Origin of the sequence: Streptomyces canus (genome assembly GCF_030815415.1) — a bacterium.
In the GTDB taxonomy this organism is placed as follows: domain Bacteria; phylum Actinomycetota; class Actinomycetes; order Streptomycetales; family Streptomycetaceae; genus Streptomyces; species Streptomyces canus_F.
This window is the reverse complement of record NZ_JAUSWW010000001.1, coordinates 7,727,364-7,745,534: the sequence shown is the minus strand read 5'-3', so window position 1 is coordinate 7,745,534 and position 18,171 is coordinate 7,727,364. Positions and strand designations below refer to the sequence as shown.

The following is an 18,171-nucleotide window of genomic DNA, read 5'->3' as shown; positions in this document are numbered from 1 at the left end:
TCGCGCGAGGTCTCCTGCCATCATGCGCCTCTTTCCAGCGCCGGGTCGGGCGGGTCCGCCAAAGAGTCGGCCAAGGTACGTAACGCCGTGCGCAGCCGTGTCTTGGCCGTCCCCTCGGGGATGCCGAGGTCGACCGCGGCCTGCCGGTAGCTGCGGCCCCCGAAGTAGGCCAGGTGCACCACCTCCCGCTGGGTCTGCGGGAGTTCGGCGAGGGCGGAGTGGAGCAGGAGGGCGCGTTCCCGGTCGACGACCGTCTCGTCGGGGCCGGGACCGGGCTCGGGGATGGCCTGGAGCGCGGAGTCGTCGGCACCGGCGGCCTTGCGGTGCCGGGCCTCGCCGCGCACCCAGTCCACGGCCCGCCGGTGGGCGAGCATGGAGAGCCAGGTGCGCAGGGTGCCGCGCTCCGCGTCGAAGGCGTACGGCCTGCTCCACAGGTGGGTGAAGACCTCCTGCGCCACGTCCTCGGCGGCGCCCGGGCTGCGGGTGACCCGTACGGCGATCCGCCGGACCAGGCCGCCGTACGCCTCGTACGCCTCGGTCAGCGCGGACTCGTCGCCGTACACCAGCCGCCTGTGCAGCTCCGTGTCGACGGGAGGCCCCACGGACGTGTCGCCCGCGTGTTCCACCGGCACCACCACCCCTGGTGCCTTTCCTAGTGCCGCGGCAGGCAACGTTTGCCCCGTCGCGACGCCCGGCACGCACTCTCGCCGCACCGGCCGAAAGCCCAAGTACGTCCAGTACGAGGGCTTCCGGCCGGCACGCCGAGAGCACGCACCGGACGCCGCTCCTTGACGGGCAAACGTTGCCTGCCGCGGCACTAGCGTCCTCGCCGGGCCCGCGCCAGCGATTCACGACAACAGGCCATGGCCAATGATTCGCGCGCCGTAGGTCAGACGGACAGGGCGTCCAGAAGGCGGTCGACGTCCGCGGTGGTGTTGTAGAGATGGAAGGCGGCGCGCAGATTGCCCGCGCGGTCGGAGACCTCGATGCCCGCCGCGCTCAACGCGGGCTGTTGCGCGCCGAGTCCGGGGACGGAGACGATCGCCGAGCCGGGGGCCGGCACCGGTTCGTGGCCGAGGGTGGCGAGGCCCGCGCGGAAGCGGTCGGCCAGGGAGAGGTCGTGGGCGTGGATGGCGGCCACGCCGAGTTCCTCGATCAGGGAGAGGGAGGCGCGCAGGCCGGCGTAGGTGAACAGGGCGGGGCTGATGTCGAACCGGCGGGCGGAGTGGGCGAGTTCGGCGATCGGGCCGTAGCAGCTGTTCCAAGGGATCTCGCCCGCGACCCAGCCGGCCAGCAGGGGGGTCAGGGCCCCGAAGTCCTCCGGGACCACCAGGAAGGCGGCGCCGTGCGGGCCGAGCAGCCACTTGAAGCCGGTGGAGACGGTGTAGTCGTGCTCGGTCGCGTCCATGGCCAGCCATCCGGCGGCCTGGGAGAAGTCGACGTAGGTCCGGGCCCCGTGCGTCCGGGCGGCCTCGCGCAGCGCGGGCAGATCCGCGATACGGCCGTCGGCGGACTGGGCGGCGCTGACCGCGACGAGGGCGGTCTCCGGGCGGACCGACTCGGCGAGCCGCTCCAGGGGGACCATGCGGACCTTGAGGTCGCCTCGGGCGTGGAAGGGGTTCACGATGGACGTGAAGTCGTCCTCCGCGGTGAGGACTTCGGCGCCCGCGGGAAGCGAGGCCGCGACCAGGCCGGAGTAGGTGGAGACGGAGGCGCCGGCCGCCACCCGGTGCGCCGGCACCGCGGCCAGCCGGGCGAAGGCCGCGCGGGCCGCCTCCACGTCCTCGAACAGCGGGTCCAGCGGCCTGCCCTCGGCGCGGATCCTCGTGGCCTCCGTCAGGGCGGTCACGGTGCGGGCGGGGAGCAGACCGCTGGACGCGGTGTTCAGATAGGTGTTCTTCGGGGCGAACTCGGAACGGACGAGGCTCTCGAAGGAGGTCTCCATGGGTCCACTTTGACATCCTCCCCCTCTAAGAAGGAGATTCCAGCCCATACGGGCTGAGGTTCACGGACGCTCCTGGACCGCGTGGGCGGTGTCGTCCCTCCGGCACCGGCTGTGCGCCGGGGGCGGGGTATACCGCCCTGTCCTGCCGCGACGTTGATACTGGCGTTGGTGTCCGCGTTGCAGGTGAAGCCGCAGGAGGAGCAGACGAACTCGGCTTGGCTCTTGCGCGAGTTCTTGTCGATCCATCCGCAGGCACTGCACCGCAGAGATGTGTACGGAGCGGGTACGTCCTCGACCCGGCCGGGCGCCTTGTGCCCGGTCCGCTGCCGCAGCAGACCCCAACCCTGAGCGAGGATCGCCCGGTTCAGGCCCCGTTTCTGGGCGACCCGTCGGCCAGGCTCCTCCAAGGTGCCTTTGGCAGAGCGGGTCATGGTCTTGATGTTCAGCTTCTCGAACCGGATCACATCGCAGGTCCGGGCAAGCATCGTTGACGTCTTCTCGCACCAGTCCTTACGCCGGTTCGCCTCCCGCGCCTTGAGCTTCGCGGCCTTCGCGTAGGCAGCCGTCTTCAGGCTGCTGTCCTTCGGTGCCCGGGCGGCGCGCCGCTGGTGCTTGCGGACCTGGGCCCGCTCCCGGACGGTGAGCTGCGGGCAGTTCAGCTTCCGCCCGTCGGAGAGCGCGGCGGTTATGGTCACGCCCCGGTCGATGCCGATGACCCCGCCGGTGCCGGGTGCGTCGACGGAGTCGGGGATGACGGCGAACGCAGCGTGCCACTGACCGTTCTTCAGCGTGATGCGGAACGTCTTGGCATCCGGCGGCACAGCGCCCTTGCCCCGGGCGCTGAGACGAAAGCGCACCCAGCCGCAGCCGGGCACCTTGACCCGCGCCCACCGCCGGTTGACCTGGTCCACCACCACCGCCCGGCCCATCACCTGCTCGCCGGTCTTCGCGTTCAGCTTCGGCGTGCCGTCCGCGTGGTACTCGGGCACCCGGTCAGTCCCGATGACCCGGAAGCCTTCGTGCTTGAACTTCTTGCGCCAGGTCGGCTCGCCAAACCCGGACGTGAAACGGGCGCTTTTGGCCTTCGCGAAGTCCCTCAGCGCCTGTTGCTGCACATCCGCGTTCCCAGCACCCAGCCACTCGTTCTCCCGCCGCGCCTCGGTGAGCTGACGGCACTGCTCGACGAATCCGGGCGTCGGCCTCCGGCCCAGCCTCCAGTGCGCGTGCTGCTCGACGGCCAGGTTCCAGACGTAGCGCGCGTGCGCGCAGTGCAGCAGCATCCGCTGCTCCTGCTCACTCGTCGGGTACATCCGAAACCGCGCCATGCCACGAAGCTAGGCCACACGTTCCCCGACCGTGCACACCATCGATCACGATCACCCATCCGAGTGATCACACCTTCACCGACCACCCACCACCTATCCATGGCCGCCTTCAGCATCACGGACGACGACGCGCGAATCTTTACGCGGCTCCCCTGAAGATCCCTTACAGGGCCGCTTCGACCATCGCCGTCTCAGTGCTGCTGCGGTACCGCGCATCCGTCGGGGCCGCAGGCCTCCGCGCCGTTGTCCTCGATCAGCGTCAGCGGCGGGCGCTCGCCCCAGGCCTGGGTCAGCGCCTGGGTGAAGACCTCGGCGGGCTGGGCGCCGGAGATGCCGTACTTGCGGTCGAGGACGAAGAACGGCACGCCGTTCGCGCCGAGTTCGGCGGCCTCGCGCTCGTCGGCGCGGACGTCGTCGGCATAGGCGTCCGGGTCGGCCAGGACCTTGCGGGCGTCGTCGGCGTCCAGACCGGCGGCGACGGCCAGCTCCACGAGCCGCTCCTCGCCCTCGGCGAAGACGGAGCGCTCCTCCGCGAAGTTGGCCCGGTAGAGCAGCTGGATGAGCTCGTCCTGCCGGCCCCGCGCCTTGGCGAGGTGGAGCAGGCGGTGCATGTCGAAGGTGTTGCCGTGGTCGCGGTCCCGGGTGCGGTACTCCAGGCCCTCCGCGGCGGCCTGCGTGCCGAGGTTCTCCTCGCCGGCCTGGGCCTGCGCCGCGCTCATGCCGTACTTCTTGGTCAGCATGCTGATCACCGGCTGGACGTCACCCTTGGCGCGGTTCGGGTCCAGCTCGAAGGAGCGGTGGACCACCTCGACCTGGTCACGGTGCGGGAAGGCCTCAAGCGCCTTCTCGAAGCGGGCCTTGCCCACGTAGCACCAGGGGCAGGCGATGTCGCTCCAGATCTCGACGCGCATGTCTTCGGCTCTTTCCAGGTCGCACGGGGTACGGAGACGGCCTCCGATTAATCGGTGAACGTTCAAGGAGTGGGGATCATTCCCCGGTCACCGCCAGGGTCATGCGCAGATGGTGGTGCCCCGGTTCGAGGGGGTGACGGGTCCAGCCCTGGCGCGTGTAGAAGGCCTGTGCCCGCGCGTTGTCCACATGCACCCCCAGCGCGGCGGTCCGCTTGCCGTCGGCCCGCCACTGCTCGACGCACGCCGTGTGCAGGGCGGTGCCGACGCCGGAGCGCCACCGGCCGGGGTCGACGTGGAACTGGAAGAGCTCGACCGTCTCCGCCGGGGCACCCTCGGGGGTCCGGAACGAGGCGAGCGCGACGATGCGCCCGTCGTCCACCAGGCACAGGACATGGCCGTCCGGCCGGGCGATGGCGCCCTGCCAGGCGGCGAGCCAGTCGGTGCCGTCGTCCGGGACGCCGTCCGGGTAGTACGTGGCCCGGGCGCGGGCGTGGAGCGCGGCGACCACCTCCGCCTCGGCGGGTACGGCGGTCCGGATCACCCGGGCTCCTACGGCCCTGTCATGGATCATGCAACGGAGGACGTGACCTCGGTCGGCCCGGTTCCCAGGCGGGTGTACTGGGCCCGGTAGGCGCTCGGTGTCAGACCGGTGCGGCGCACCAGGTGGGCGCGGAGGGAGTCGGCGGTGCCGAGGCCGCAGGAGCGGGCCACCTGGTCCATGGGGAGGGTGGTCGTTTCCAGGAGTTCCTTCGCGCGCTCGATGCGCTGGTGCAGGAGCCACTGGAGGGGGCTGACGCCGCTTTCCGCGTGGAAGCGGCGGGTGAGGGTGCGTACCGAGACGCCGGCGTGGCGGGCGAGGTCGGTGAGGGTGAGGGGCCTGTCGAGGTGGCGCATGGCCCAGCCCCGGGTGTCGGCGCAGGCCGTGCCGCGTTCGGGGGGAAGCGGGGTCTGGGTGAACTGGGTCTGGCCGCCCGGCCGTACCGGGGCCACCAGGGAGAGGCGGGCCACCTCGTTGGCGACCGCGGCGCCGTAGTCGGTGCGGATCATGTGCAGGCACATGTCGATGCCGGCCGCGTAGCCGGAGGAGGTGAGGATCTGGCCGTCCTGTACGTACAGGACGTCGCCCTGGAGGTCCAGGGACGGGTAGCGGTCGCGCAGTTCGTCGGCCAGTTGCCAGTACGTGGTGGCGCTGCGGCCGTCCAGGAGGCCCGCCTCGGCCAGGACGAAGGCGCCGCTGCAGATGGAGGTCACGCGCCTGGCGGCCGCCGCCGCCTCGCGCACGGCGTGGATGGTGCGCGGGTCGGGGGCGTAGTGGTGGCCCGTCCCGGCCACCACCACCGTGTCGGCGCCCCCGACCGCGTCCAGATCCCGGTCGATGTGGAGGGCGAGGCCGCCGGTGGTGGCGACGGGGCCCGGGTCCGGGGTGCAGACGACGACCTCGTAGCCCTGACCGCCGTCCACCTCGACCTTCCCGAAGAGCATCTCGGGGATGGCCAGGTTGAACATCGAGACCGGCGACGGCGCGATGACGACGACACGGTGCGGAGTGCGGGGCATGGCCAGAACCTCCGGACGTATGGCATTCAGGCCACTACTGTATGTCGGCGGAGATCCGCAGCATGGGGGCATGTCCGGTAATCACTTGGCCAGGAAACGTCAACTCACCGCTCCTTCTGGGGAGTCGCAGTCCATGAGGACCTCTCCCGCCACCACCCTGGTCGCCGCGCTTCTCGGCTTCGCGCTGATCACCCTCGACGCGTCCGTGGTGAACGTGGCCCTCCCGGCCATCGGTTCGGCGCTCGGTGGTGAGATGGCGGGCCTTCAGTGGGTGGTGGACGCCTACACCCTCGCCTTCGCCGCGCTCATGCTGTCCACCGGCGCCTTCTCGGACCGGGCCGGGGCGAGCCGGGCGTACGCGATCGGCATCCTGCTCTTCACCCTCGCCTCGGCGGCCTGCGGGCTGGCACCGGACCTGGCGGTGCTGATCGGTGCCCGGGCGGTGCAGGGCGTCGCGGCGGCCGTGGTGCTTCCGGCGTCGCTGGCCCTGGTACGGCAGGCGTATCCCGATGCCGCGCGCCGGGCGCGTGCGGTGGCCGCGTGGGCCGCGGGCGGTTCGGTGGCGGTCGCCCTAGGGCCGGTGGCGGGCGGTGCGCTGACGACGGCCTGGGACTGGCGGGGCATCTTCTTCATCAACCTGCCGCTGGGGGCGGTGGCGCTGGCGTTGCTGGTGCGGGCCCCTCGGTCGGAGCGGCGGCCGGCCCCTCTCGACCTGCCCGGACAGCTGACGGCGATCGTGACGTTGACGGCGATGACGTTCGCGGTGATCGAGGGTGGGGCGACCGGGCTGGTGGCGCTGGCGGTGGCGGTGGTGTCGGGCGTTCTCTTCGTGCGGGTCGAGGCGCGGCAGGCGCATCCGGTGGTCCCGCCGGGCCTGTTCCGTACCCGGGCCGTCTCCGTGGCGGTCGCGGCGGGGGTGGCGTGCAGTGTGGCCTTCTACGGGGTGGTGTTCGTCTTCTCCCTCTTCTTCCAGCAGGTCCAGGGGCATTCGGCGCTGTACGCCGGGCTGCTGTTCCTGCCGATGTCGGGGCTGATCGCGGCGTCCAACGTGTCCGCGGGACGGCTGGCGGGGCGCTACGGGCCGAGGGTGCCGATCCTGATCGGCCAGGGACTGGCGACGGCCGGTCTCCTGCTGCTGCTCGTGTGCGTCGACGAGGGGACCCCCGCGACTCTGGTGGCGGCCTTGCTCATCCCGCTGTCCGTCGGCTGCGCGCTGACAGTGCCGCCACTGACGTCCCTGATGATGGAGGCGGTGCCGGCGGAGCGGGCCGGGCTGGCGGCCGGCGTCCTCAACTCCGCCCGTCAGACGGCGGGAGGGCTGGGGATCGCCGTGTTCGGGACGCTGGTCTCCCACGGGTTCGTCGAGGGGATGCGGGAGAGCCTCGGGATCGGCGCGGCCCTGTTCGCGGTGACGTGGCTGTTCAGCTTCCGTCTCTCAGGTCCTTCGGCCAGTCGGGCCTGAACTCCAGGTGGTCGTACGTCACGACGCAGCCCTCCCCCATCGGGGACTGGGTCATGAAGCCGACGAGGGCGGCGTCGCTCTTCTTCTCGTCATCGAGGGTGAACAGCCGGACGAATATCCAGCGTTCGCCGTCCCGGGAGGCGTGGAAGGCGAAGGCGCGGCCGGTGCGGCTCACCCTGAGCCAGACCGAACTGCCGTCCACGGTGAAGGAGTTGGCGTCGTCGGAGTGCCCCCGGGTGACCACCGTGCAGATGGTGGCCACGTCCGGGGAGTACTCCAGGCAGAGCTTGGCCCAGGCCCGGTCGCCGACATGGACGTAGAGCACACCCGCGTCGAAGGACGCGTTGAACCCCACGGTGACGCGAGCGATGAGCTGAAAGTCCCCCTCGGGCGCACCGAGCAGCCGCGGCGCGTCTGAGGCGGGATCGAGCCCTTCGGCGGTGGGCGGCACGAACCGGTCCTGCCGAGGCCCGGCCCACCCGCTGAGCACACCGTCCTCGTAGGACCAGTGCCCGTCAGGGCCGTAAGTGCGGAGGGGAAAGGGCAGTTCGGGGAGCAAGACGTCCATCAACTGATTATCGCAGGGTGAGTGCACCCACCCAGGGGCGCGGGGAACTGCGCGACAAGCCACGACGAGCCCGCAGCCGCCGAAATCCCCGCACCCCCTACGGCGCTATCGCTCCAGCTGACCGTTGAACCGACGAGGCAGCCCCAACGGGTTGTCGTCCCGCAACTCCACCGGCAGCAGAGCCTCGGGCGTCGTCTGATAGACAACCGGCCGCATCCACCGCTCAATAGCCGTACCACCGACCGACGTGGACGTCGACGTCGTAGCCGGGTACGGACCACCGTGATGCTGAGCCGCCGCCACGGCAACCCCGGTCGGCCACCCGTTGACCAGCACACGCCCCGCCAGCGGCGTCAGCTCCGCCAGGATCTCCGTGCCACGCCCCTTGCCCTCGGTCTCCTCGGTCGACAGATGCACCGTCGCGGTGAGGTTGCCCGGCAGACGCGACAGCACGGCCCGCGCCTGCGCGTCGTCGTCGTAGCGCACCACGACCGTCACCGGACCGAAGCACTCCTCCAGGAGCAGATCGTGCTCGCCCTCGGCGGCCAGCTTGTCCGCCGGCACCGTCAGGAAGCCCGCGCTGACCGTGTGGTCACCGCCGGAGCCCGGCGTGACCGGCGTCTCCACGTCGGCCAGTCCGGCGCGCTCGGCGACCCCGGCGATGAAGTTGTCCCGCATCCGGTGGTCGAGCAGCACGCCCGCGTCGGTGTCGCTGACGGCGTCCGTGAGGGACTTGACCAGACCGTCACCGGCGGCGCCCGACGGCACCAGCACCAGGCCCGGCTTCACACAGAACTGGCCGACACCCAGCGTCATGGAGCCCGCGAGGCCCGTGCCGATGGCCTCGGCGCGCTCGGCGGCCGCGGCCTCGGTGACGACGACGGGGTTCAGGGAGCCCAGCTCGCCGTGGAAGGGGATCGGGACCGGACGGGCGGCTGCCGCGTCGAAGAGGGCCCGCCCGCCACGGATGGACCCGGTGAAGCCGGCCGCGGCGACCAGCGGGTGCTTGATCAGCTCGATGCCCGCCTCGAAGCCGTGCACGAGACCGAGCACGCTCTCGGGGATGCCGTGCTCGGCGGCGGCCCGGCGCAGGACGGCCGCGACCAGCTCGGACAGGCCCGGGTGGTCGGGGTGTGCCTTGACGACGACCGGGTTGCCGGCCGCCAGCGCGCTCGCGGTGTCACCGCCGGCGACGGAGAACGCGAAGGGGAAATTGGAGGCCGAGTAGACGGCGACGACGCCGAGCGGCACCTTGTAGCGGCGCAGGTCCGGGATCGGCGGGGTCGCGGTGTCGTCGGGGTGGTTGATCACGACGTCGAGGAAGGCGCCCTCGTCGACGATGTCGGCGAAGGCCCGCAGCTGATAGCTGGTGCGGGCGAGTTCGCCGGTGAGCCGGACCGGGCCGAGCGCGGTCTCGGCGTCCGCGGCCTCGACGAGCTGGTCCTTGGCGTCCTGCAGCTTGTCGGCCGCGGTACGCAGGAAAGCGGCGCGGACCGTACGGTCGGCGAGGGCGCCACGGGCGTCGTGCGCAGCCCGGACGGTGGCGTCCACCTCCTGGGCGGTAGCCTCCACGGCAACCTGCTCACGCTGCTTCCCGGTTCGGGGGTCGACACTCCAGACTGGTGCTGCTGCCACCGCGGGTCCCTCCACACAGTTCCTAGGTCATCCACCAGGGTCGTTCGATATACTGAACGCTGTCTCTGATGATGAATATGCTGTTGGAGACTATTTCCCGTCCAACGAAGGGGTCAAGGGCGATGTCGGCAGGCGAGACGGGCGGCGGGGCGCAGGTCAAGTCCGCGGTACGGACGGTTGAACTGCTCGAATACTTCGCCGGACGCCCCGGCATGCACTCCCTCGCGGCGGTCCAGGAGGCCGTCGGATATCCCAAGTCCAGCCTCTACATGCTGCTGCGCACGCTGGTGGAGCTGGGCTGGGTGGAGACGGATGCGACGGGCACGCGGTACGGCATCGGGGTGCGGGCGCTGCTGGTCGGCACGTCGTACATCGACGGCGACGAGGTGGTCGCGGCGGCGCGTCCGACGCTGGACCGGCTGTCGGACGACACGACCGAGACCATCCACCTGGCGCGTCTGGACGGGACGAACGTCGTCTACCTGGCCACGCGGCAGTCGCAGCACTATCTGCGGCCCTTCACCCGGGTCGGCCGCCGGCTCCCGGCGCACTCCACCTCCCTCGGCAAGGCGCTGCTGAGCACCTACACCGACGAGCAGGTCCGCAAGATGCTCCCGGAGACACTGCCCGCGCTCACCGAGAACACGATCACCGACCGGGAGAAGCTCATCGAGGAGCTGTACCTGGTGCGGGAGCAGGGCTTCGCCGTGGACCGCGAGGAGAACACGCTGGGGCTGCGCTGCTTCGGTGTGGCGATCCCCTACCGGACCCCCGCGCGGGACGCGATCAGCTGCTCGGTGCCGGTGGCCCGGCTCACGCCGGCGCACGAACAGATGGTGAAGGACGCGTTGTTCGACGCACGGGACCGGCTGACACTGGCCACCCGTAGGCTCTGAGGCATGCAGATCACGCTCCGAGAGGTCCACGACAGCGATCTGCCGGTGTTCTTCCGGCAGATGAACGATCCCGAAGCCCTGCACATGGCGGCCTTCACCTCGAAGGACCCGACCGACCGGGACGCCTTCGACGCCCACTGGAAACGCATCCGGGCCTCCGACGCCGTACATCGCACGGTCCTGGCGGACGGGGACGTGGTGGGCAGCGCGTCGGTGTACGGCGAACCGAACGAGCGCGAGGTGACGTACTGGATCGACCGCGCGTACTGGGGCCGCGGCATCGCCACGGCGGCCCTGCGCGAGCTGGTGACCCAGGTGCCCGAGCGCCCGCTGTACGCCCGCGCCGCCGCCGACAATGCCGGTTCCCGGCGCGTGCTGGCGAAGTGCGGGTTCCGGCTGACGGCCCATGCGCGGGGGTACGCGAACGCCCGCGGCGAGGAGATCGACGAGGTCGTCCTGACGCTGGACGGCCGACGGCGCCGCGTATGAACGTCCCATGAGAAACGCGGACGCACGGGAACGATTCGCGGTGCTCTGCTCGTCTACCTGAGCGGGATGAACAAGACGATCAGGCGCGCCTCGGTCTTCGCGCTGCTGCTGGTGTTCGCTCTGCTGGTGCGGGCGACCTGGGTGCAGTTCTACGACGGCCAGGCGCTCGCGGACGACAACGACAACCGGCGGAATGCGATCGAGACGTACTCGTCGCCGCTCGGGAACATCATCGTGGCCGGTGAGTCGATCACCGGTTCCGCGCAGACGAAGGGCAGCGACCTCAGATACAAGCGCACCTACAAGGACGGTGAGCTGTACGCCGCGGTGACGGGCTACGCCTCGCAGGCCTACGCCCCGACCCAGCTGGAAGGCATCTACACCGACCTTCTCAACGGCTCGGACAGCCGGCTGAAGTCCGTCATGGACACGGTGACCAACCAGCGCGCCGAGCCCGGCAACGTGGTCACCACGATCGACCCGGACGTGCAGAAGGCGGCCTATGAGGCGCTCGGCGACAAGCAGGGCGCGGCCGTCGCGATCGATCCGGCGACCGGCAAGATCCTGGCCGTCGTGTCGACCCCGTCGTACGACCCGTCCTCGCTGACCGACGCCAACACGGCCGGTTCGGCCTGGAAGAAGCTCACCACGGACTCCGACAAGCCGCTGACCAACCGCGCGCTGCGGCAGCCGGTGGCGCCGGGTTCGACGTTCAAGCTGGTCGTGGCGGCGGCCGCGCTGGAGGACGGTCTGTACTCGTCGGTGGACGAGAAGACCGACAGCCCGGACCCGTACCGGCTGCCGGGCACGGTGACCGATCTGGAGAACGAGAACAAGTCCGCGCCCTGCGAGAACGCCTCGATCCGCACCGCGCTCCAGTACTCGTGCAACAACGTGTTCGCGAAGATGGCGTTCAATCTCGGCCAGGACAAGCTGCGGGCGATGGCGGAGAAGTTCGGCTTCAACGACGAGTCGCAGGACGTGCCCGTGCGGGCGTACACCAGCGTCTACCCGTCGGACATGAACGACTCGTCGACGGCCCTCACGGGCATCGGCCAGTTCGATGTCACCGCGACGCCGCTCCAGATGGCCATGGTGTCCGCGGCCATCTCCAACGGCGGCAAGCTGGTCTCGCCGCACATGGTGTCGCAGATCACGGACAACGGCGGCGATGCGCTGGAGAACTACGACGACGCGGCGTCGACGACCGAGGTCCTCAGCTCCGAGACCGCCGAGCAGCTCCAGTCCGCGATGCAGACGGTCGTCAAGGACGGCACCGGCACCAACGCGCAGATCGCCGGTGCGACCGTCGGCGGCAAGACGGGTACCGCGCAGCGCGGCGAGAACAACAGCAAGTCGCCGTACGCCTGGTTCACCTCGTACGGCAAGGCCGACGGCAAGGAGGTCGCCGTCGCGGTCCTGGTGGAGCAGTCGAACGCGGAGCGCTCGGAGGTCAGCGGCAACGGGCTGGCGGCTCCGGTGGCCAAGGCGATGATGGAAGCGGCGCTCAAGAACTAGCGGAAGGGGTGGCCCTGGCAAGGGCCACCCCTCACGTCACTTCGCGCCGAGGATCTGCTCGATCGGGTCGATCGCGAAGTAGATCAGGAACAGCACCGACGTCCCCCACAACAGCCAGTGGATCTCCTTCGCCTTACCGAGAACCGTCTTGATCACGACGTAGGCGAGAAAACCCGCACCGATGCCGTTGGTGATCGAGTACGTGAACGGCATCACGGCGATGGTGAGGAACGCCGGGATGGCGATCTCGTACTTCTCCCAGTCGATGTGCTTGACCTGGGTCATCATCAGGAAGCCGACGGCGACCAGCGCGGGGGCGGCCGCCTGGAGCGGGACGATGGTGAGCAGCGGGCCCAGGAACAGGGCGAGGCCGAAGAGGCCACCGGTGATCAGGTTCGAGAAGCCGGTGCGCGACCCCTCGCCGACACCCGCCGCCGACTCGATGTACGACGTGGCGGAGGACGACGACGCCGCGCCGCCCGCGACCGCCGCCGCACCGTCGATGAGCAGCACCCGGCCGAGGTTCGGGACCTTGCCCTGCTCGTCGAGGAGGCCCGCCTCCGCGCTGATGCCGACGACCGTGCCCATGGTGTCGAAGAAGTCGGACAGGATCAGCGTGAAGATCAGCAGGACGACGGTGATGACACTGACGTCGGCGGCGCTGAACGCCCCGAAGAGGCTGAAGTGACCGATCAGCCCGAAGTCCGGGGTGTCGACGAGCTTGTCGGGCCAGGCGGGCGTGGTCAGGCCCCAGCTCTTGATGTCGGCCGCCGAGTTGATGATCATCGCGATGATCGTCATGGTCACGATGCTGATCAGGATGGCGCCCTTGACCTTGCGGGCGAGCAGTCCGATCGTCAGCAGCACGCCGAGGCAGAAGACGAGAATCGGCCATCCGGAGAGGGTGCCGGTGCCGCCGAGCTGGACCGGCACGGTGGTGTTCGCGGCGTCGGGGATCCGGCTGACGAAGCCGGCGTCGACGAAGCCGATGAAGGCGATGAACAGACCGATGCCGACGCTGATCGCCTGCTTGAGCGGCTGCGGGATGGCGTGCATGACGGCCTCGCGCAGACCGGTCACCACCAGGACGCAGATCAGCAGGCCTTCGAGGACGACAAGGCCCATCGCGTCGTCCCAGCTCATCAGCGGGGCGATCTGGAAGGCGACGACTGCATTCAATCCGAGGCCCGCGGCGAGCGCGAGGGGCAGGTTTCCGCCGACGCCCATGATGATCGTCATCACCGCGGCCACCAGGGCGGTGGCGGTGGTGAGTTGGACCGGGTCGAGAGTGTCGCCGAACTTGTCCTTGGCGCTGCCCAGGATGATGGGATTCAGGACAAGGATGTAGGCCATCGTGAAGAATGTGGCGAAGCCGCCGCGTATCTCGCGGGCGAAGGTGGATCCCCGCTCGGAGATCTTGAAGTACCGGTCGACGCCGTTCGCCGCTGATGGCGGGCCGCTCGGCCGGTCGGCCACCTTCTGCGTGTCGGACATGGCTGTTGCTCCTTGTTGCCTGATTGATCTGTGCGCGGATGCTGGCTGGATTGTTCCCGTGTTGAACGCGTTTCAGGTTTTCAACGTGTTACGGAAACGAGGTCCGGTGGGCCAGACTGCGTTCGAAGCCCTGTACGAACCACGAGGTTGATCACTGCTACGCTTCCGGATCTCGTCCGGGCCACCTCCGGATGATCACATGTCATTCACATGACAGACACAGGGAGGTTTCGCCCGTGGGCACGGTCGTCGACGACGCAGCCTCCGTGGAGTTCCATGCCTTCTTCGAGCGTCACTACGCCGAACTGTCCCGTCTCGCCCATCTGCTGACCGGCGAGTCGGACGCAGCCGACGATCTCGCGGCGGACGCGCTGCTCGCGCTCTGGAACCGCTGGGACCGGGTGCGAGCGGCCGACCATCCGGCAGCGTACGCCCGCGGTGTCGTCGCCAATCTGGCCCGCACCCGCATCCGCAGCGCGGTCCGTGAGCGCCGACGGATCGCCCTGTTCTGGTCGCAGCGCGAGGAGAAGACCGAGAACCCGGACATAGCGGGTGTCGTGGACGTCCAAGGGGCGCTGCGCAGACTGCCGTTCCGCAAACGGGCGTGCGTGGTCCTGCGGCACGCGTTCGACCTGTCGGAGAAGGACACCGCTCTCGCCCTCGGTGTTTCCGTGGGTACGGTTAAGTCCCAGACGTCCAAGGGCATGGCGGAACTGCAGCGACTGCTCGGCTCCCAGGGCGTACCGCAGAGGATGCACGCGGCGATGGCGCGCGGCGGCGAGACCGGAGGACGGAACCGATGAGGCAGCAGGACGTGCACGACGAGCTGCGCGCCCGGCTGCACGAGGCGGCCGGACAGCACGAGCCCGATCGCGCGCGCATCCTGGCGCGGATCGAGCGCGGCATGGCCGAGGAGGTCCGCTCGGACCACCGGGCGACCCGTCCGCCGGTGTTCGGCTGGGTGCGGGTGGTCAGCGCCACGGCCGCGGTCGCGTGTGTGCTCGGCGTCGGCGGCTACGCGGTGGCCTCGGCGGTGAAGGACGACGCCCCGCAGCAGACCGTGGCGACCACGGCGACCCCCGAGCCGTCGCCGGACGCGACGAGCCGGGCGCCGGTCGAACCCGCCGACCCGTCGCCGGGCGAGGCCCAGGAGACCAGGAAGCCCAACGGCACCCCCACGCGGCAGCAGCCCTCCGCGACCCCCACCGCCCAGCCCCCGGTCACCGCCGCCGGCGAGGAGGACGGCCCCCTCTGGTCGGACGGCTCGGTCGACCCGCACAGCAACGACTTCTGGGCGCAGAGCAACATCACCCTGAAGACCTCCGAGGAACTGACCGCGCTCACCGTGCAGTTGAAGGTCGCGCAGACCGGCGGCATCACCTCGACCGGCGCCTGGCGCTCGCTGCCCGAGGACGACTTCACGCTGACGACCGAGGAGAAGGACGGCTTCCTCGTCTACACCTGGACGCTCAAGGAGGGCCGCAAGGTCGCCAAGGGCGAGTGGGTGTTCGCGGGGCAGTACGACCATGAGCGCGGCGGCCGCGACGCGGCCGACGACCGGTACACCGCGACCGGCACCGCGGGCGGCGAACGGCTCGCGGTGAAGGGCGACTTCGCCTCCCGCTCGGGCGACGACGCGTCCTCCGACGGGGATTCGTAAAGAAAATCCGCAGACCCGGCAACCCTTTCCTTCACCCGTGGCGACCAGGAGCCGTAAGGATCCTCTCCCACGCGAGGAATGGGCATGACTGCACGAGCTGAACAGCGCGTCCGCCACCGCCGCCAGGCCTCCAAGCGCCGGGCGGTGATCGCCGGAGCCTCGGCTCTCGGTCTCACGGGTGCGGCGATCGTCACGACGACGATGCTGTCCTCCGCGAGCGCCGCGTCCTCCTGGCCGACCGCCACCGGCAAGCAGGCCGTGAGCAGCACCATCAAGGTCACGGGCACCTACAACGGCGGCTACAAGCAGTTCTACGGCAGCGGCGCCCTCGGCGGCGACAGTCAGGACGAGGGCCAGGACCCGGTCTTCCAGCTGGCGGACGGTGCCGTCCTGAAGAACGTGATCATCGGCACCCCGGCCGCGGACGGCGTCCACTGCCTGGGCAGCTGCACGCTGCAGAACGTGTGGTGGACGGATGTCGGCGAGGACGCGGCGACCTTCAAGGGCAAGTCCTCCTCGTCCGTGTACACGGTCTACGGCGGCGGCGCGAAGAACGGCTCGGACAAGGTCCTGCAGTTCAACGGGGCCGGCAAGCTGGTCGTCTCCAAGTTCCAGGTCGAGAACTCCGGCAAGCTGGTGCGCAGTTGCGGCAACTGCTCCACGCAGTACAAGCGCACGATCATCCTCAACGACGTGGACGTGACCGCGCCGATGAACGCGATCGTGGGCATCAACACGAACTACGGCGACACCGCCGCGCTGCGCAAGGTCCGTATCCACGGCGACAGCGGCAAGAAGATCAAGACCTGTGTCCGCTTCAAGGGCAACAACACGGGCGCCGAACCGACCCAGATCGGTACCGGTGCCGACGGAACCTTCTGCAAATTCTCTTCCTCTGACATTTCGTACGAGTGAGTGAACCTTCAAGCATGACGGAGCGATCCCCTTGAGCACGCACAAGAGACACCTCACACGCCGCCGCGTGCTCGGGGCATCCGCGATCGGCGTCGCCGCCACCGGCGCCGCCGTCGCGGGCGGCACCGGACTGCTGTCGTCGGCGTCCGCCGCGGCCTTCGGCTACCAGGACGACGGCAAGAACTACGTCATCGACACCGGTGCCTCGCTCGTGTTCAAGGTCTCCAAGTCGACGGGCGACATCACCTCCCTCGCCTACAAGGGCAAGGAGTACGAGGGCTACGGCGGCAAGCACTCGCACGTCGAGTCCGGCCTCGGCGCCTCCACCGTGACGATCAAGCGGTCCGGGTCGACGATCCTGGTGAAGGTCGCCCACGGTGCGATCACCCAGTGGTACGCGGCCCGCAGCGGCCAGAACAACGTCTACGCCTGGACGAACAAGGCGGACGCCTCCTTCACCGCGACCCGCTACCTCGTCCGCCTCAAGCCCGGGATGTTCCCCAACGAGGGCTCGGACTCCTGGATCGAGGCCTCCGACAAGGTCATCGAGGCCGGTGACGTCTGGAAGCGCGGCGACGGCACGACCCACTCCAAGCACTACTCGGGCAAGCGCGTCATCGACTACGACCACGTCGGCTTCACCACCGGCTCGGTCGGTCTGTACCTGGTGCGCTCCAACCACGAGAAGGCCTCGGGCGGCCCCTTCTACCGCTCGCTGCTGCGCCACTCCAACGACCTGGGCGCCGGGCTCTACGAGATCCTGCACTACAACCAGGCCCAGACGGAGCCCCAGCGCTTCGGCCTCCAGGGCCCGTACGTGCTGGCCTTCACCGACGGCGGTACACCCCCGTCGTCCCTCTTCCACGCCAGGCTCGACACCTCCTGGGTGGACGGCCTCGGCATCACCGGCTGGGTCGGCGCGGCCGGCCGCGGCAAGGTGGCGGGCGTCGGGCTGAAGGGGATGGACGCCAGGTACCCGTACACCGTGGGCTTCGCCAACGCGGACGCCCAGTACTGGGCGAAGGCCGCGGCGGGCACGGGCGGGTTCTCCTGCAAGGGGATGCTGCCGGGGACGTACACGCTGACCGTATACAAGGGCGAACTCGCCGTGCACACCGCGTCGGTGAAGGTCACGGCGGGCGGTACGACGGCCCTGAACAGCCTGACCGTCACGGGCGACCCGTCGACCGCTTCGGCGATCTGGCGGCTCGGCGACTGGGACGGCACGCCCGGGGAGTTCAAGAACGCCGAGCTGATGACGTACGCGCACCCGTCCGACGCCCGCGCGGCCAAGTGGACCGGCAACGTCACGATCGGCGGCGGCAGTGAGGCGGCGTCCTTCCCCGCGTACATCTGGAAGGACGTCAACGACGGCATCCTGGTCTACTTCAAGTTGACCAAGGCACAAGCCGCGTCCGCGCACACTCTCAGGGTCGGTGTCACTGACGCCTTCCTCAACGGCCGTCCGCGCGTCACCGTGAACGACTGGGTTTCGGCCGTCCCCACGGCCCCCGCTCAGCCCAACACCCGCTCTCTCACCACAGGTTCATACCGGGGGAACAACCATTCGTTCACCTTCAACGTCCCTAATAGTGCGTGGCAGACGGACACCTCCCAGGACAACGTCCTGAAGCTCGAGATCGTCAGTGGTTCGACGGGCACGGCCTATCTCAGCCCGGGCACGTCGTTCGACTGCATGGACCTGCTGACCTGAGCCCCCCTCGGTCAGCAGTAGCCGGCCCGAGCCCCCCTCGGCCGGCACAGAGAACGCCCCGCCTGTGACGACAGGCGGGGCG

Annotated in this window: 17 protein-coding genes; 8 read left to right on the top strand and 9 right to left on the bottom strand. The window is 69.8% G+C overall.

Annotated features, from left to right (window positions below; genetic code table 11):
• Positions 1-20 precede the first annotated feature (20 nt).
• The 6 genes from QF037_RS35800 to QF037_RS35775 form a co-directional block, all read right to left on the bottom strand.
• Positions 21-638 carry an RNA polymerase sigma factor gene (locus tag QF037_RS35800; RefSeq protein WP_307032427.1) on the bottom strand — a complete coding sequence of 206 codons (618 nt, stop codon included), beginning with the start codon at positions 636-638 and terminating at the stop codon, positions 21-23.
• A 251-nt stretch (positions 639-889) separates the two neighbouring features.
• Entirely contained in the window at positions 890-1,945 is a 1,056-nt protein-coding gene (locus QF037_RS35795) for an aminotransferase class V-fold PLP-dependent enzyme (RefSeq protein ID WP_307032425.1), read from the bottom strand.
• The gene (locus QF037_RS35790; protein ID WP_307032423.1) at positions 1,885-3,270 is read right to left on the bottom strand and encodes an RNA-guided endonuclease InsQ/TnpB family protein; all 1,386 of its coding nucleotides are present in this window, start codon (positions 3,268-3,270) and stop codon (positions 1,885-1,887) included. The genes QF037_RS35795 and QF037_RS35790 overlap by 61 nt, the downstream gene beginning before the upstream one ends.
• A gap of 191 nt (positions 3,271-3,461) precedes the next feature.
• The gene (locus QF037_RS35785) at positions 3,462-4,181 is read right to left on the bottom strand and encodes a DsbA family oxidoreductase (protein ID WP_307032421.1); all 720 of its coding nucleotides are present in this window, start codon (positions 4,179-4,181) and stop codon (positions 3,462-3,464) included.
• Positions 4,182-4,257: 76 nt separating this feature from the next.
• The gene (locus QF037_RS35780) at positions 4,258-4,752 is read right to left on the bottom strand and encodes a GNAT family N-acetyltransferase (RefSeq protein ID WP_307032420.1); all 495 of its coding nucleotides are present in this window, start codon (positions 4,750-4,752) and stop codon (positions 4,258-4,260) included.
• Positions 4,749-5,738 (bottom strand): GlxA family transcriptional regulator, encoded by a 990-nt coding sequence (locus tag QF037_RS35775; protein WP_307032418.1) that lies wholly within the window; start codon positions 5,736-5,738, stop codon positions 4,749-4,751. Before QF037_RS35775 ends, QF037_RS35780 begins: the two co-directional genes overlap by 4 nt.
• Positions 5,739-5,871: 133 nt before the next feature.
• Between QF037_RS35775 and QF037_RS35770 the strand changes: the two genes are divergently transcribed.
• A complete protein-coding gene (locus QF037_RS35770) occupies positions 5,872-7,200 on the top strand; it encodes an MFS transporter (protein ID WP_307032416.1) in 1,329 nt (442 codons plus the stop codon).
• On the opposite strand, the gene QF037_RS35765 is transcribed toward QF037_RS35770, so the two are convergent.
• On the bottom strand, positions 7,160-7,768 hold the full coding sequence (locus QF037_RS35765) for a DUF1349 domain-containing protein (RefSeq protein ID WP_307032414.1): 609 nt from the start codon (positions 7,766-7,768) through the stop codon (positions 7,160-7,162). The genes QF037_RS35770 and QF037_RS35765 overlap by 41 nt on opposite strands.
• Before the next feature lie 105 nt (positions 7,769-7,873).
• Entirely contained in the window at positions 7,874-9,403 is a 1,530-nt protein-coding gene (locus QF037_RS35760; protein ID WP_307032412.1) for an aldehyde dehydrogenase (NADP(+)), read from the bottom strand.
• A gap of 122 nt (positions 9,404-9,525) precedes the next feature.
• On the opposite strand from QF037_RS35760, the gene QF037_RS35755 reads away from it, so the two are divergent.
• From QF037_RS35755 to QF037_RS35745, 3 genes are all read left to right on the top strand, one after another.
• Complete coding sequence (locus tag QF037_RS35755; RefSeq protein ID WP_307032411.1) at positions 9,526-10,299, top strand: IclR family transcriptional regulator; 774 nt, start codon at positions 9,526-9,528, stop codon at positions 10,297-10,299.
• Between the two features lie 3 nt (positions 10,300-10,302).
• Positions 10,303-10,788 carry a GNAT family N-acetyltransferase gene (locus QF037_RS35750; protein WP_307032409.1) on the top strand — a complete coding sequence of 162 codons (486 nt, stop codon included), beginning with the start codon at positions 10,303-10,305 and terminating at the stop codon, positions 10,786-10,788.
• A 66-nt stretch (positions 10,789-10,854) separates the two neighbouring features.
• Positions 10,855-12,306, top strand: a complete 1,452-nt coding sequence (locus tag QF037_RS35745; RefSeq protein WP_307032407.1) for a peptidoglycan D,D-transpeptidase FtsI family protein — start codon at positions 10,855-10,857, stop codon at positions 12,304-12,306.
• 36 nt (positions 12,307-12,342) lie between these two features.
• Here the strand turns inward: QF037_RS35745 and QF037_RS35740 are convergent, their stop codons facing one another.
• The gene (locus QF037_RS35740; protein ID WP_307032405.1) at positions 12,343-13,800 is read right to left on the bottom strand and encodes an NCS2 family permease; all 1,458 of its coding nucleotides are present in this window, start codon (positions 13,798-13,800) and stop codon (positions 12,343-12,345) included.
• A gap of 236 nt (positions 13,801-14,036) precedes the next feature.
• Between QF037_RS35740 and QF037_RS35735 the strand changes: the two genes are divergently transcribed.
• The 4 genes from QF037_RS35735 to QF037_RS35720 all read left to right on the top strand — a co-directional run bounded on the left by QF037_RS35735 (position 14,037) and on the right by QF037_RS35720 (position 18,089).
• Positions 14,037-14,603, top strand: a complete 567-nt coding sequence (locus tag QF037_RS35735; RefSeq protein ID WP_307032403.1) for a SigE family RNA polymerase sigma factor — start codon at positions 14,037-14,039, stop codon at positions 14,601-14,603.
• Positions 14,600-15,460, top strand: a complete 861-nt coding sequence (locus QF037_RS35730) for a hypothetical protein (protein WP_307032401.1) — start codon at positions 14,600-14,602, stop codon at positions 15,458-15,460. Before QF037_RS35735 ends, QF037_RS35730 begins: the two co-directional genes overlap by 4 nt.
• 84 nt (positions 15,461-15,544) lie before the next feature.
• A complete protein-coding gene (locus QF037_RS35725) occupies positions 15,545-16,375 on the top strand; it encodes a pectate lyase (protein WP_307032399.1) in 831 nt (276 codons plus the stop codon).
• Between the two features lie 31 nt (positions 16,376-16,406).
• The gene (locus QF037_RS35720; protein WP_307032397.1) at positions 16,407-18,089 is read left to right on the top strand and encodes a rhamnogalacturonan lyase B N-terminal domain-containing protein; all 1,683 of its coding nucleotides are present in this window, start codon (positions 16,407-16,409) and stop codon (positions 18,087-18,089) included.
• Positions 18,090-18,171 lie beyond the last annotated feature (82 nt).